Below are 14,955 nucleotides of genomic sequence, written 5' to 3'. Positions count from 1 at the left end.
GGTGATATTAAATATGGCAAAACACCTTTTTACGTCCGAGTCCGTCTCTGAAGGGCATCCTGACAAAATTGCTGACCAAATCTCTGATGCCGTTTTAGATGCGATCCTCGAACAGGATCCGAAAGCACGTGTTGCTTGCGAAACCTACGTAAAAACCGGCATGGTTTTAGTTGGCGGTGAAATCACCACCAGCGCCTGGGTGGACATTGAAGAGATCACCCGTAACACCGTTCGCGAAATTGGCTATGTGCATTCCGACATGGGCTTTGACGCTAACTCTTGTGCGGTTCTGAGCGCTATCGGCAAACAGTCCCCTGACATTAACCAGGGCGTTGATCGTGCTGATCCGCTGGAACAAGGCGCTGGCGACCAGGGTCTGATGTTTGGCTATGCCACCAACGAAACCGATGTGCTGATGCCAGCGCCAATCACCTATGCACACCGTCTGGTACAACGTCAGGCTGAAGTGCGTAAAAACGGCACTCTGCCGTGGCTGCGCCCGGACGCAAAAAGCCAGGTTACTTTCCAGTATGACGACGGCAAAATCGTTGGCATCGATGCAGTAGTGCTTTCCACCCAGCACTCTGAAGATATCGATCAGAAATCCCTGCAAGAAGCGGTAATGGAAGAGATCATTAAGCCGATCCTGCCAGCAGAATGGCTGACTTCCGCAACCAAATTCTTCATCAACCCGACCGGACGTTTTGTTATCGGCGGCCCGATGGGTGACTGCGGTCTGACGGGGCGTAAAATTATCGTTGATACCTACGGCGGCATGGCTCGTCACGGTGGTGGCGCGTTTTCTGGTAAAGATCCATCCAAAGTGGACCGTTCCGCAGCTTACGCAGCACGCTATGTTGCGAAAAACATCGTGGCAGCGGGTCTGGCTGACCGTTGTGAAATTCAGGTTTCCTACGCGATCGGCGTGGCTGAACCGACTTCCATCATGGTAGAAACTTTCGGTACTGAGAAAGTCCCTACTGAACAACTGACCCTGCTGGTGCGCGAGTTCTTCGACCTGCGTCCATACGGTCTGATTAAGATGCTGGATCTGCTGCACCCAATCTATAAAGATACCGCTGCATATGGTCACTTTGGTCGCGAGCATTTCCCGTGGGAAAAAACCGACAAAGCGCAGCTACTGCGCGATGCCGCCGGTCTGAAATAATCTTTCATCCCCACTTTCTAAGGCCAGCCTCGCACTGGCCTTTTTCTTTTCTAAAAAATGCCCAATGCGCTACGCTTACCAGGCCTACAACCATTGCTACATGTAGGCTGGCTAAAACGTTCACGCCGCATCCGGCAAAAGCCGCCCACACGATAGCAACATTCCGTTGCTGAACACGTTTATCCGTAGTTCATCACAACAACTGAAACCGATTACACCAACCATAGCAACCCAGTATTTATAATATTTTCATCATATTATTCAGTTTTCATGATTGTTACATTTCTTTTCAGCAAAGTCTTAATTGCAGATAACTTCGCTTAATCTATGATGTTATAACTCAATTGTTTTCATGTACTTAAATTATAACCACTATAAATGTTAGTGTAAGCGATTACACTGATGTGACATGCTTCACATCTTTTTGCGTCGTACTCACCTATCTTAATTCACAATAAAAAATAACATATTGGAGGGCATCATGCCTGACGCTAAAAAACAGGGGCGGTCAAACAAGGCAATGACGTTTTTCGTCTGCTTCCTTGCCGCTCTGGCGGGATTACTCTTTGGCCTGGATATCGGTGTAATTGCTGGCGCACTGCCGTTTATTGCAGATGAATTCCAGATTACCTCGCACACGCAAGAATGGGTCGTAAGCTCCATGATGTTTGGTGCGGCAGTCGGTGCGGTGGGTAGCGGCTGGCTCTCTTTTAAACTCGGACGTAAAAAGAGCCTGATGATCGGCGCTATTCTGTTTGTTGCTGGTTCGCTGTTCTCAGCCGCAGCGCCAAACGTTGAAGTACTGATTCTTTCTCGCGTTCTGCTGGGTCTGGCGGTGGGTGTTGCTTCCTATACCGCGCCACTATACCTCTCCGAAATTGCGCCAGAGAAAATTCGTGGCAGTATGATCTCGATGTATCAGTTGATGATTACCATCGGCATTCTCGGCGCTTATCTTTCTGATACCGCCTTCAGCTACACCGGCGCATGGCGCTGGATGCTGGGTGTGATTATCATCCCGGCAATTCTGCTACTGATTGGTGTTTTCTTCCTGCCAGACAGCCCACGTTGGTTTGCCGCCAAACGCCGTTTTGTTGATGCCGAACGCGTGCTGCTGCGCCTGCGCGACACCAGCGCGGAAGCGAAACGCGAACTGGATGAAATCCGTGAAAGTTTGCAGGTCAAACAGAGCGGTTGGGCACTGTTTAAAGAAAACAGCAACTTCCGTCGTGCGGTATTCCTTGGCGTGCTGTTACAGGTGATGCAGCAATTCACCGGGATGAACGTCATCATGTATTACGCGCCCAAAATCTTCGAACTGGCGGGTTATACCAATACTACCGAGCAAATGTGGGGGACAGTGATCGTTGGTCTGACCAACGTACTCGCCACCTTTATCGCTATTGGTCTGGTTGACCGCTGGGGACGGAAACCGACGCTGACGCTGGGCTTCATGGTAATGGCTGCTGGCATGGGCATACTGGGTACGATGATGCATATCGGTATCCACTCACCGTCGGCGCAGTATTTTGCCATTGCCATGCTGCTGATGTTTATTGTCGGTTTTGCCATGAGCGCAGGTCCGTTGATTTGGGTACTGTGTTCTGAAATTCAGCCGCTGAAAGGCCGCGATTTTGGCATCACCTGCTCCACCGCCACCAACTGGATTGCCAACATGATCGTCGGCGCAACGTTCCTGACTATGCTCAACACGCTGGGCAACGCCAACACCTTCTGGGTGTATGCGGCTCTGAACGTGTTGTTTATCCTGCTGACATTGTGGCTGGTACCGGAAACCAAACACGTTTCGCTGGAACACATTGAACGTAATCTGATGAAGGGTCGTAAACTGCGCGAAATCGGCGCTCACGATTAATCGTCTCTGGCTTCCTCCCGTCGCGGAGGAAGCCACCTCTTGCAGTCATCTTTTCTTCGCTTTATCCTCAGCCGCTATGAAAACGCCCCGTCTCCCTATCGCCATCCAACAGGCCGTTATGCGTCGTCTGCGGGAAAAACTCGCCCAGGCCAACCTGAAGCTGGAGCGTAATTATCCGGAGCCAAAAATCGCTTACACCCAGCGTGGTACATCCGCCGGTACTGCCTGGCTGGACAGCTATGAAATTCGTCTCAATCCGGTGCTGTTGATGGAAAACAGCGAAGCTTTTATAGAAGAAGTCGTACCGCACGAGCTGGCGCATTTACTGGTGTGGAAACACTTTGGTCGCGTGGCACCGCATGGCAAAGAGTGGAAATGGATGATGGAAAGTGTGCTGGGTGTTCCCGCCCGCCGCACGCATCAATTTGAGCTACAATCTGTACGCCGCAACACCTTCCCCTACCGCTGTAAATGCCAAGAGCATCAGCTTACCGTGCGCCGCCATAACCGTGTGGTGCGTGGAGAGGCCGTCTATCGCTGCGTTCATTGCGGCGAACAACTGGTTGCGAAATAACCACCTGAACTATCAGGAACTTTCCTGATCTGGCTGATTGCATAGTAAAACAACTTTCGCTACGTTGCTGGCTCGTTTTAACACGGAGTAAATGATGTACCGTTATTTGTCTGTTGCTGCGGTGATACTGAGCGCAGCATTTTCCGGCCAGGTATTGGCCGAAGGCATCAATAGTTTTTCCCAGGCGAAAAATGCGGCAGTAAAAGTCTATGCTGACGCACCGGGAACATTTTACTGCGGCTGTAAAATCAACTGGCAGGGTAAAAAAGGCGTTGTGGATCTGGAGTCATGCGGATATCAGGTACGCAAAAATGAAAATCGCGCCAGTCGTGTGGAGTGGGAACACGTGGTTCCCGCCTGGCAGTTCGGCCACCAGCGTCAATGCTGGCAAGACGGCGGACGTAAAAACTGCGCCAAAGATCCGGTTTATCGCAAAATGGAAAGCGATATGCATAACCTGCAGCCCTCGATAGGCGAAGTGAACGGCGATCGCGGCAACTTTATGTACAGTCAGTGGAATGGTGGCGAGGGTCAGTATGGACAGTGCGCCATGAAGGTGGATTTCAAAGAAAAAGTGGCGGAACCACCAGCTCATACGCGAGGCATCATTGCCAGAACTTATTTCTATATGCGTGACCAGTACAACCTGACACTCTCACGCCAGCAAACGCAACTGTTTAACGCCTGGAACAAGATGTATCCGGTCACCGATTGGGAGTGCGAGCGCGACGAACGCATTGCAAAGGTGCAAGGCAATCATAACCCGTATGTGCAACGCGCTTGCCAGGCGCAAAAGAGCTAACCTACACTAGCGGGATTCTTTTTGTTAAACCCCTACCCCACGCAGGCAACTGCGTGGGGAGACGACGCGGATTTTTAACCATGCGTATCCCCCGCATTTATCATCCTGAACCATTAATCAGCAACTCGCACATTGCACTTTGCGAAGATGCCGCTAACCATATCGGCCGTGTACTGCGTATGGGGCCTGGTCAGGCGTTACAGTTATTTGACGGTAGCAACCAGGTCTTTGACGCAGAGATTACCAGCGCCAGCAAAAAAAGCGTGGAAGTTAACGTGCTGGAAGGTCAGCTCGACGATCGTGAATCGCCTCTGCATATTCATCTCGGTCAGGTAATGTCACGCGGTGAAAAAATGGAATTCACTATCCAGAAATCGATCGAACTTGGAGTAAGCCTCATTACGCCACTTTTTTCTGAACGCTGCGGCGTTAAACTGGATAGCGAACGTCTGAACAAGAAGCTCCAGCAGTGGCAGAAAATTGCGATTGCCGCCTGCGAGCAGTGTGGTCGTAACCGGGTGCCGGAGATCCGTCCTGCAATGGATCTGGAAGCCTGGTGTGCAGAGCAAGATGAAGGACTGAAACTGAATCTTCACCCGCGCGCCAGTAACAGCATTAACACGCTGCCGTTGCCGGTCGAACGCATCCGCCTGCTGATTGGCCCGGAAGGCGGATTATCAGCAGATGAAATTGCCATGACTGCCCGCTATCAATTTACTGATATCCTGCTGGGACCTCGCGTTTTGCGTACAGAGACAACTGCGCTCACCGCCATAACTGCGCTACAAGTACGTTTTGGTGATCTGGGCTAACGGAGAAAAATAATGATCAAGCTCGGCATCGTGATGGACCCCATCGCAAGCATCAACATCAAGAAAGATTCCAGTTTCGCTATGTTGCTGGAAGCACAACGTCGTGGTTACGAACTTCACTATATGGAGATGGGCGATCTCTATTTGATCAATGGTGAGGCTCGCGCTCGTACCCGTACTTTGAGCGTCGAACAGAACTACGATAAATGGTACGAGTTCACGGGTGAGCAGGATCTGCAACTGGCCGATCTCGACGTGATCCTGATGCGTAAAGATCCGCCGTTTGATACCGAGTTTATCTACGCCACTTATATTCTGGAACGTGCTGAAGAGAAAGGAACGTTGATCGTTAACAAGCCACAGAGCCTGCGCGACTGTAACGAAAAACTGTTTACCGCCTGGTTCTCTGACTTAACACCAGAAACGCTGGTCACGCGTAATAAAGTACAGTTGAAAGCGTTCTGGGAAAAGCACACCGACATTATCCTTAAACCGCTGGACGGCATGGGTGGCGCGTCGATTTTCCGCGTGAAAGAAGGCGATCCGAACCTCGGCGTGATTGCCGAAACCCTGACTGAGCACGGTACTCGCTACTGTATGGCGCAAAATTACCTGCCTGCCATTAAAGATGGCGACAAACGCGTTCTGGTGGTGGATGGCGAGCCCGTACCGTACTGCCTGGCGCGTATTCCGCAGGGTGGCGAAACCCGTGGCAATCTGGCTGCCGGTGGTCGCGGCGAACCTCGTCCGCTAACTGAAAGTGACTGGAAAATCGCCCGCCAGGTAGGGCCGACGCTGAAAGAAAAAGGGCTAATTTTTGTTGGCCTGGATATTATCGGAGACCGCCTGACTGAAATTAACGTCACCAGCCCAACCTGTATTCGTGAGATTGAAGCAGAGTTTCCGGTCTCGATCACCGGAATGCTAATGGATGCCATCGAAGCACGTTTACAGCAACGATAACCCAGCTTAACGAGAGGGATCTCGTTGAGACTATGAGTGACAGCGCCCGTCTTTCCACGCATACTGGGCGCTGTTGCTTTTTTGAACCAGGAAACAGAACCTCTGACAATGAATTTACAGCATCACTTTCTTATTGCCATGCCTGCTCTCCAGGATCCGATTTTCCGTCGTTCGGTGGTCTACATTTGCGAACATAATCCAGAGGGTGCAATGGGGATTATCATTAACAAGCCTCTGGAAAATCTTAAAATTGAAGGGATTCTGGAAAAATTAAAGATCACGCCGGAGCCGCGTGATGAGTCAATCCGTCTGGACAAGCCTGTTATGCTCGGTGGCCCACTGGCTGAAGATCGTGGGTTTATTTTGCATACTCCACCATCAAATTTTACTTCCAGTATTCGCATTTCAGACAACACGGTGATGACCACTTCCCGTGATGTGCTGGAAACGCTCGGCACCGATAAACAACCCTCTGACGTGATGGTTGCGTTGGGTTACTCCTCCTGGGATAAAGGCCAACTGGAACAAGAAATTCTCGACAACGCCTGGCTAACCGCTCCGGCAGATCTGAATATTCTGTTCAAAACACCGATAGCCGACCGCTGGCGCGATGCGGCAAGGCTGATTGGTGTTGATATTCTTACCATGCCTGATGTGGCGGGACACGCCTGATGAGCGGGACTTTACTTGCCTTCGACTTCGGCACCAAAAGCATTGGCGTAGCGGTTGGTCAACGCATTACTGGCACCGCTCGCCCTTTGCCTGCGATTAAAGCGCAGGACGGTACGCCGGACTGGAATATTATCGAGCGTTTGTTGAAAGAGTGGCAGCCAGACGAAATCATCGTCGGTTTGCCGCTGAACATGGACGGCACCGAACAACCGCTAACCGCCCGGGCGCGTAAATTCGCCAACCGTATTCATGGTCGTTTCGGTGTTGAAGTAAAGCTACATGACGAACGTCTTAGCACCGTGGAAGCGCGTTCCGGCCTGTTTGAACAGGGCGGTTATCGGGCGCTCAACAAAGGCAAAGTCGACTCTGCCTCTGCGGTTATCATTCTCGAAAGTTATTTTGAGCAGGGATATTAAGGCGATTTGCAAGCCTGGCAAATTGTAGATAGCGTCATCGCCCATCTTGCCGGATGCGGCGTAAACGCCTTATCCGGCCTACATTTGGCAACGATTGTAGGTCTGATAAAACGCGTCAGCGTCGCATCAGGCATATTTACGATGCTAATCAGCCGCTTTAGCCTCACAAGCGCCCTTCTTTCACCCGCTGCTGATAACTCTGCTGAAAAGTTAACATCCCCACCTGCTGCCCGGTTTGAATAACATGTGGCAACTGGTGGGTTTTCCCTTCGCGTATCAAATTCCCCACCGCTGGCGTGTTAATCAACAATTCAAACAGCGCCACGCGCCCTTCCTGCTTATCCACTTCCAGCTTTTGTGACAACACCGCCCGCAAACTACCGGCCAGTTGATTACGCACGGGATCTTTTTCCTGTGCCGGAAATGAATCTACCAGCCGCTCGACCGCCTGCGCTGCACCGCGCGTATGTAAGGTTGCCAGCACCAGATGCCCGGTTTCTGCCGCCGTCAGCGCCAGACGGATTGTCTCGCTATCACGCAGCTCTCCGAGCAATATCACATCGGGATCTTCCCGCAATGCCGCACGTAATCCCGATGCAAACGTCATACAGTGCAAACCAATCTCTCGCTGCTGGATCAAGCATCGCTGGCTGGCATAGAGATATTCAACAGGATCTTCCAGCGTCAGAATATGCGCATCGGCATGTTGATTGAGATAACCAACCATCGCCGCCAGTGTGGTCGATTTGCCGCTCCCCGTCGCTCCCGTCACCAGAATCAGGCCATTCTCGCTATTGAGTAATTCCGGCAATACCGGCGGCGCGCCAAGTTGTTCGAGCTGCGGGCAATGCGCAGGTAACAACCGTAACGCCAGAGAAATGCCTTGCCGCTGCGCAAACGCACTGCCTCGTAGCCGCTGGTTTTCAGCCAGCGATACCGCAAAATCAAGCTGGCCATTCTCAAGCAATATCGCCCGTTGATCGTCATCCAGCCACTCCCGCAACAACTCTTCGACGTCTGGCGCGTCAAACGGCGCGACCTCCATTCTCCCTCGAATGCGCCATCGTGCTGGCCAGGCGCTGCACAGGTGTAGATCCGAGACGTTATGCTTTACACTAAGGGTCACAATTTCTTCCATATTCATACTAAGATCCTCGGAAAATGAACGATATTGCGCATAACCTGGCACAGGTTCGGGACAAAATCTCAACGGCTGCAACGCGTTGCGGCCGTTCTCCAGAAGAAATTACGCTGCTTGCAGTCAGTAAAACAAAACCTGCGAGCGCCATCGCAGAAGCCATCGACGCCGGGCAGCGTCAATTTGGTGAAAACTATGTTCAGGAAGGGGTAGATAAAATTCGCCACTTTCAGGAACTGGGCGTAACAGGATTAGAGTGGCATTTTATTGGCCCGTTGCAGTCTAATAAAAGCCGCCTGGTGGCAGAGCATTTCGACTGGTGTCATACCATCGACCGTTTGCGTATCGCCACCCGTCTTAACGATCAGCGTCCGGCAGAACTTCCCCCTCTTAACGTACTGATTCAAATCAACATTAGCGATGAAAACAGTAAGTCAGGCATTCAACTGGCAGAGCTGGACGAGCTGGCAGCAGCGGTCGCAGAACTACCGCGTTTACGCCTGCGCGGGCTAATGGCGATCCCCGCGCCAGAGTCAGAATATGTAAGGCAGTTTGAAGTTGCACGCCAAATGGCTGTAGCATTTGCCGGACTGAAAACGCGCTACCCGCATGTCGACACCCTCTCTCTGGGGATGTCAGATGATATGGAAGCCGCCATTGCGGCAGGTAGCACGATGGTTCGCATCGGCACTGCTATCTTTGGTGCACGTGATTACTCTAAAAAATAAGGAATTAAAGGAACGCCATGAATACGTTGACTTTCCTGCTTTCAACGGTCATTGAGCTGTATACCATGGTGCTGTTATTACGCATCTGGATGCAGTGGGCTCATTGTGATTTTTATAACCCCTTCTCACAGTTTGTGGTGAAGGTGACGCAGCCGATTATCGGGCCACTGCGCCGCGTTATTCCGGCAATGGGGCCGATTGACAGCGCCTCACTGCTGGTGGCGTACATTTTGAGTTTCATCAAAGCCATCGTCCTGTTCAAAGTCGTAACCTTCCTGCCGATCATCTGGATTGCCGGTTTGCTGATTCTGCTGAAAACTATCGGCCTGCTGATCTTCTGGGTACTGCTGGTGATGGCGATAATGAGCTGGGTAAGTCAGGGTCGCAGCCCAATTGAATATGTGCTGATCCAGCTTGCCGATCCGCTACTGCGTCCGATTCGCCGCCTGCTACCGGCAATGGGAGGGATTGATTTCTCACCAATGATCCTCGTACTGCTGCTGTATGTCATCAATATGGGTGTCGCAGAAGTATTACAGGCAACCGGAAACATGCTGCTGCCGGGGCTGTGGATGGCGTTATGAGTGCCGTAACAGTAAACGATGACGGTCTGGTATTACGGCTTTATATCCAGCCGAAAGCCAGCCGTGATTCTATTGTCGGTTTACATGGCGACGAAGTAAAAGTCGCCATTACCGCACCGCCGGTCGACGGCCAGGCCAACAACCATCTGGTGAAGTTTCTCGGTAAGCAGTTCCGGGTCGCGAAAAGCCAGGTGGTGATTGAAAAAGGCGAACTTGGCCGCCACAAACAAATTAAAATCATTAATCCGCAACAAATCCCGCCAGAAATCGCGGCGTTAATTAATTAGGTATCCTATGCAAAAAGTTGTCCTCGCAACCAGCAATGCCGGTAAAGTGCGTGAGCTGGCGTCGCTGCTTAGCGACTTCGGTCTTGATATCGTGGCCCAAACGGAACTTGGCATCGATTCCGCCGAAGAGACCGGCCTGACCTTTATCGAAAACGCGATCCTGAAAGCGCGCCACGCGGCAAAAGCGACCGGTTTACCGGCGATTGCCGACGATTCCGGTCTGGCGGTTGATGCGCTTGGCGGAGCGCCGGGGATTTACTCCGCTCGTTATTCCGGTGAAGACGCAACCGATCAAAAGAATCTGCAAAAACTGCTGGAAACCCTGAAAGACGTACCGGACGACCAACGTCAGGCACGTTTCCACTGCGTGCTGGTGTATCTGCGTCATGCGGAAGATCCGACTCCGCTGGTGTGCCACGGTTGCTGGCCTGGCGTGATTACCCGTGAACCTGCTGGTACTGGTGGCTTTGGTTATGATCCGATTTTCTTCGTGCCTTCTGAAGGCAAAACCGCTGCCGAACTGACTCGCGAAGAGAAGAGTGCCATTTCCCACCGTGGTCAGGCGTTGAAACTGCTGCTGGACGCGCTACGTAATGGTTAAGTTACCGCCGCTCAGTCTCTACATTCACATCCCGTGGTGTGTGCAGAAATGCCCGTACTGCGATTTCAACTCTCACGCGTTGAAAGGAGAAGTGCCGCACGACGATTATGTTCAGCATCTGCTTAACGATCTGGACAATGATGTGGCTTATGCTCAGGGTCGTGAAGTGCAGACAATATTTATTGGCGGTGGTACGCCGAGCCTGCTTTCTGGCCCGGCGATGCAAACGCTGCTGGACGGCGTGCGTGCGCGTTTGCCGCTGGCAGCGGATGCAGAAATTACTATGGAAGCGAATCCTGGTACGGTAGAAGCCAATCGCTTTGTTGATTATCAGCGTGCCGGTGTGAACCGCATCTCTATTGGTGTGCAGAGTTTTAGCGAAGAAAAGCTGAAACGACTTGGACGCATTCATGGCCCGCAAGAAGCGAAACGGGCAGCGAATCTGGCAAGCGGGCTGGGGCTGCGTAGTTTTAATCTTGATTTGATGCACGGGTTGCCTGATCAATCACTGGAAGAGGCGCTTGGCGATCTGCGCCAGGCCATTGAACTAAATCCGCCGCATCTTTCCTGGTATCAGTTGACCATCGAACCCAATACGTTGTTTGGTTCGCGGCCACCGGTGCTACCGGACGACGACGCACTGTGGGATATTTTCGAACAGGGGCATCAGTTATTAACCGCAGCGGGTTATCAGCAATATGAAACCTCCGCTTACGCCAAACCGGGTTATCAATGCCAACACAATCTCAACTACTGGCGATTTGGTGACTACCTCGGCATCGGCTGCGGCGCGCATGGCAAAGTGACCTTCCCGGACGGGCGCATTCTGCGTACCACCAAAACGCGTCACCCGCGTGGTTTTATGCAGGGGCGTTATCTGGAAAGCCAGCGTGATGTAGAAGCCGCTGATAAGCCGTTCGAGTTCTTTATGAATCGCTTCCGTTTGCTGGAGGCCGCGCCACGCGTGGAGTTTAGCCAGTATACCGGCCTTTGCGAAGAAGTGATTCGCTCTCAGTTAGACGAGGCTATCGCTCAGGGTTATCTCACCGAATGTGCGGATTACTGGCAGATAACGGAACATGGGAAGTTGTTTTTAAATTCACTGCTGGAACTGTTTCTGGCCGAGTAAACTTGTTCTGCCGGATGCGGCGTAAACGCCATATCCGGCTACAAGCCATGCATCATCGCAAAAATTACTTAATCACCCCATTACGCCGCAGTTGTTCGGTATCTTTTTTCCAGCGTTCATTAGCCTGGTTGATATCGTCAATCTTCATCAAAATCGCGACTTTTTTACTGTTTATTTCCGAAACTTTCATCGTTAACGGATATTGCCCTTTTTCAAGCTTTATCCAGTCATCCTGCAATTTACGGCTGAGTTTTTGTGATTGCAGAAAAGTCTGTCGCCGCTGCTCGTTGATATCAAAATCCCGTTTCTGCTGAATCGGCACTTCATAACACTCTTCACTCTGTTTATGACATGCCGCAATCGCCGGTTGATAGACCTCTTTGTCATATTTAGCCGCGAACACCTCGCTATCATTCTGTTTATTAAACGCATCCCGTTGCTGGTGTATTTTTTTAAAAGCGTCTTCACGAGTCATTTGCTTGCCATCTGCCCCTTTTCCCCAATAAGCATTCGCCGCTTTCTGTGCCGCAACCATTTGCTTATCAAGCTCTTTCACTTCCTTTTCCAGCCCCGAAATCGAATTCATCTGCACATTCAGCGCTGACTCAAGCTGACTAAAGCGATAATTGAAATCTTCGCTATTCACAATCAGGTACTTATTATTCGTTTTGATATCATCAACAAACCGCCCACTATCGCTGGCTGCTGCCTGAAAAGAGTAAAAATTCACCGTCCAGCCAGACGCGGGCGTTCCTTTACTGGTTAACATCGCTGAGAATTTTACGGGTTTATCTTTCACCCAGGTCTGTTCCAGAAGTTGATAATCTGCCAACTGACCGATCCAGGTATAGAGATCATCGTTAGAAGAGACATCACCTTCCGCAGACCAGGTGGCCTGATTCCCCTTCGCATCAAGGTTTTTTAAATTGATGGCATCCAGTTTGAGAATGCCGTGATATTGCTTTTTGAATTGATCTTTTAAGACATTTTCAGTTGGCGGTTCACCATCGGCCCAGCCATAACCTGACATCAACACAAACAACGCCGTACCTACAATCCATTGTTTTTTCACAGTGAAAGTCTCGCGTGGAATAATTTATCCATGTGATTATCATCATGATAATTATGATTGACAATGGACGTGAGTCTGAAGTGAGAAAGCCCCGGCACGATACCGGGGCGAGGCGATTAGTACTGATTGAAAATCTGCTGGATCTGCTGTGGATCTTTAGTTTGCGTCAGCGCCAGTTGCAGCAGAACGCGCGCTTTTTGCGGGTTCAGCGTACCAGAGGCGACGAAACCGTATTTCGCATCATCCACTTCGGCATCCTGAGTGGTTGCGCCCGTCGGTACGCGAGAAGAACGCACTACCGCAGTGCCGTTTTTCGCCGCGGTTGCCAGGGTGTCGAATACGGTTTTATACAGGTTACCGTTACCCACACCGGCGCTAACGATGCCGTCATAGCCCGCATCTACCAGTGCTTTTGCCGGAAGATCGGATGCGTTAGCATAGTTATAAACGATACCAACTTTCGGCAGTTCATTCAGCTTAGAGACATCAAACGGCGTATCGCTGGTGTGCTTACGCGCCGGAGTACGCTGATAGTCGATTTTACCGTTGTGAATGTAACCCAGTGGACCGAAGTTAACAGACTTGAAGGTCGCTACATCGGTAGTGTTGGTTTTGGTCACGTCACGACCATCCAGCACGGTGTCGTTCATCACTACCAGCACGCCACGGTTAGCGGAGGCTTTATCTGCTGCGGTCACTACCGCGTTATACAGGTTGAATGGACCGTCTGCGCTCATGGAGGTAGACGGACGCATTGCGCCGACCATCACTACTGGCTTATCACATTTTACGGTCAGATCGAGGAAGTAAGCAGTTTCTTCCATCGTGTCTGTACCGTGAGTAATGACGAAGCCGTCAGTTTTATCGCAGTCGGTATTAATTTTTTTCGCCAATGTCAGCCAGACATTATCATTCATGTCCTGGGAGCCGATGTTAACGACCTGCTCGCCTTTAACGTTCGCAATGTCCTTCAATTGCGGCACCGCATTGACCAGGTTTTCTACGCCAACTTTACCCGCTGTGTAGTTAGATTTGGTTGCGGAGTCACCACCACCGGCAATCGTCCCGCCGGTCGCTAAAATGGTGATATTCGGTAATGCTAATGCTGCACCACTAAAACCCATAACCAGTGCGGCAAGTGCCGTCTTTCTGAAAAACTCCATTTCATTCCTCCAGTTACGTGAACGCTACGTATTATCCCTTAGCTTTGTATAGGAAATTTGACGTTAAACAATTTACAACGTGAATGGATTTTGGAGATCTATAAAGTTAGAGGCAGGTAACAAAACGAAGAATTAAACGGCATAAAAAAGTATTATGCCGTCTTAAAATAGAGGATTATTTCAAATTCCCAACCAGGGCTTTGCGGCTATCTTCCAGGGTCACCACACGGCTACAGACATCTTTACCAAACTGCTGGAAATCTTTTTCCTGCTTTTTCCACTCGGTTTGGATGGAGGATTGCAAACCGCCCAGGCTTCCCAGCACATTCTGTAACGGATTACCGCCGCTTTTCAGTACCGCTTTCGCGCCCATTTCATTAATGCTGTCCTGCAAAATTCCACCCATCGCCTGATTCACTAGTTGCTGGCCTTCGGCGCGAACCTGATCAATGGCTTTATAGTGGAACGTCAGGCCATCGCTGCGCGTTTCAATAATGCGATTCATCTGTTCTTTCAACTGCGCATCGAGCTTGGTCAGACGGCTGCGCATTTTACTGCTTTCACCCATCTCCTGAACGATAATTTTATCCAGTGCGACGCGGGCTTTCTCAACGCGGCTCTTAGTCCCTTCATCAATCCACGGCAACGTGCTGCGCAGTTCTGCCTGATAATCCTTCGCCTGCTCGCGCTGGGCGGCACTCAGAGAATATTGCTTGCCGTTGTACATCACATTGCCGTCTGGCGTGATCACCAGATTGCCGTTTTCGCCCTTCACCTGTACGGTTTGCGGGCTGACAATCACATCGTCACGCGGTGTGACGCTGCACTGGTAGTCGGCGTGAGCAGTCATTGCCGTTACTGAAAGTGCTGCCGCCAGTAGCATTTTGCGCATCATAATCTTCCCTCAAGAACAAATCAGGCCAGCATTTGCTGGCCCGGATTGATAACAAAGTGCGCATTGTCCATGCCG

General features: G+C 51.0%; 17 protein-coding genes. 13 read left to right on the top strand and 4 right to left on the bottom strand.

Features of this window, described 5'->3' with window-relative positions:
- Nucleotides 1-13 precede the first annotated feature (13 nt).
- The 8 genes from metK to ruvX all read left to right on the top strand — a co-directional run bounded on the left by metK (nt 14) and on the right by ruvX (nt 7,283).
- Complete coding sequence (gene metK / locus BEA93_RS00875) at nt 14-1,168, top strand: methionine adenosyltransferase (RefSeq protein ID WP_001062125.1); 1,155 nt, start codon at nt 14-16, stop codon at nt 1,166-1,168.
- 481 nt (nt 1,169-1,649) lie between these two features.
- Entirely contained in the window at nt 1,650-3,044 is a 1,395-nt protein-coding gene (gene galP, locus BEA93_RS00870; protein WP_001517053.1) for a galactose/proton symporter, read from the top strand.
- Nucleotides 3,045-3,120: 76 nt separating this feature from the next.
- The gene (locus tag BEA93_RS00865) at nt 3,121-3,618 is read left to right on the top strand and encodes a SprT family zinc-dependent metalloprotease (protein ID WP_000856773.1); all 498 of its coding nucleotides are present in this window, start codon (nt 3,121-3,123) and stop codon (nt 3,616-3,618) included.
- Nucleotides 3,619-3,712: 94 nt separating this feature from the next.
- Nucleotides 3,713-4,420 (top strand): deoxyribonuclease I, encoded by a 708-nt coding sequence (gene endA, locus BEA93_RS00860; protein ID WP_000286521.1) that lies wholly within the window; start codon nt 3,713-3,715, stop codon nt 4,418-4,420.
- A gap of 80 nt (nt 4,421-4,500) precedes the next feature.
- Complete coding sequence (gene rsmE, locus BEA93_RS00855) at nt 4,501-5,232, top strand: 16S rRNA (uracil(1498)-N(3))-methyltransferase (RefSeq protein WP_001517055.1); 732 nt, start codon at nt 4,501-4,503, stop codon at nt 5,230-5,232.
- A 12-nt stretch (nt 5,233-5,244) separates the two neighbouring features.
- Nucleotides 5,245-6,195, top strand: coding sequence for a glutathione synthase (gene gshB, locus BEA93_RS00850; RefSeq protein ID WP_001517056.1), 951 nt, complete (start codon nt 5,245-5,247; stop codon nt 6,193-6,195).
- 108 nt (nt 6,196-6,303) lie between these two features.
- Complete coding sequence (locus BEA93_RS00845) at nt 6,304-6,867, top strand: YqgE/AlgH family protein (protein ID WP_010378695.1); 564 nt, start codon at nt 6,304-6,306, stop codon at nt 6,865-6,867.
- Entirely contained in the window at nt 6,867-7,283 is a 417-nt protein-coding gene (gene ruvX, locus BEA93_RS00840) for a Holliday junction resolvase RuvX (RefSeq protein ID WP_000017106.1), read from the top strand. Before BEA93_RS00845 ends, ruvX begins: the two co-directional genes overlap by 1 nt.
- Before the next feature lie 163 nt (nt 7,284-7,446).
- Here ruvX and BEA93_RS00835 read toward each other — a convergent pair whose 3' ends face one another.
- Entirely contained in the window at nt 7,447-8,427 is a 981-nt protein-coding gene (locus tag BEA93_RS00835) for a PilT/PilU family type 4a pilus ATPase (RefSeq protein ID WP_001517057.1), read from the bottom strand.
- Nucleotides 8,428-8,444: 17 nt separating this feature from the next.
- On the opposite strand from BEA93_RS00835, the gene yggS reads away from it, so the two are divergent.
- Genes yggS through hemW form a run of 5 tightly spaced genes read left to right on the top strand, consistent with a single transcriptional unit; the run spans nt 8,445 to nt 11,750 of the window.
- Complete coding sequence (gene yggS / locus BEA93_RS00830) at nt 8,445-9,149, top strand: pyridoxal phosphate homeostasis protein (RefSeq protein ID WP_016262525.1); 705 nt, start codon at nt 8,445-8,447, stop codon at nt 9,147-9,149.
- A gap of 17 nt (nt 9,150-9,166) precedes the next feature.
- A complete protein-coding gene (gene yggT, locus BEA93_RS00825) occupies nt 9,167-9,733 on the top strand; it encodes an osmotic shock tolerance protein YggT (protein ID WP_001094831.1) in 567 nt (188 codons plus the stop codon).
- Nucleotides 9,730-10,020, top strand: coding sequence for a DUF167 family protein YggU (gene yggU, locus BEA93_RS00820; protein WP_001277217.1), 291 nt, complete (start codon nt 9,730-9,732; stop codon nt 10,018-10,020). The genes yggT and yggU overlap by 4 nt, the downstream gene beginning before the upstream one ends.
- Nucleotides 10,021-10,027: 7 nt before the next feature.
- A complete protein-coding gene (locus BEA93_RS00815) occupies nt 10,028-10,621 on the top strand; it encodes an XTP/dITP diphosphatase (RefSeq protein WP_105224368.1) in 594 nt (197 codons plus the stop codon).
- Nucleotides 10,614-11,750: a radical SAM family heme chaperone HemW gene (gene hemW / locus BEA93_RS00810; RefSeq protein WP_061090724.1), complete on the top strand. Its 1,137-nt coding sequence runs from the start codon at nt 10,614-10,616 to the stop codon at nt 11,748-11,750. Before BEA93_RS00815 ends, hemW begins: the two co-directional genes overlap by 8 nt.
- Before the next feature lie 64 nt (nt 11,751-11,814).
- On the opposite strand, the gene BEA93_RS00805 is transcribed toward hemW, so the two are convergent.
- The 3 genes from BEA93_RS00805 to BEA93_RS00795 form a co-directional block, all read right to left on the bottom strand.
- Nucleotides 11,815-12,822, bottom strand: coding sequence for a DUF1202 family protein (locus BEA93_RS00805; RefSeq protein ID WP_000745199.1), 1,008 nt, complete (start codon nt 12,820-12,822; stop codon nt 11,815-11,817).
- Between the two features lie 116 nt (nt 12,823-12,938).
- A complete protein-coding gene (ansB, locus tag BEA93_RS00800; RefSeq protein ID WP_000394192.1) occupies nt 12,939-13,985 on the bottom strand; it encodes an L-asparaginase 2 in 1,047 nt (348 codons plus the stop codon).
- Between the two features lie 175 nt (nt 13,986-14,160).
- Nucleotides 14,161-14,880 (bottom strand): DUF2884 domain-containing protein, encoded by a 720-nt coding sequence (locus tag BEA93_RS00795; RefSeq protein WP_000984801.1) that lies wholly within the window; start codon nt 14,878-14,880, stop codon nt 14,161-14,163.
- Nucleotides 14,881-14,955: the final 75 nt, after the last annotated feature.

It is taken from the genome of Escherichia sp. MOD1-EC5950 (assembly GCF_002965345.1).
GTDB lineage: Bacteria > Pseudomonadota > Gammaproteobacteria > Enterobacterales > Enterobacteriaceae > Escherichia > Escherichia marmotae.
The sequence above is the reverse complement of the archived record's forward strand: the minus strand, read 5'-3'. Positions and strand labels throughout refer to the sequence as shown.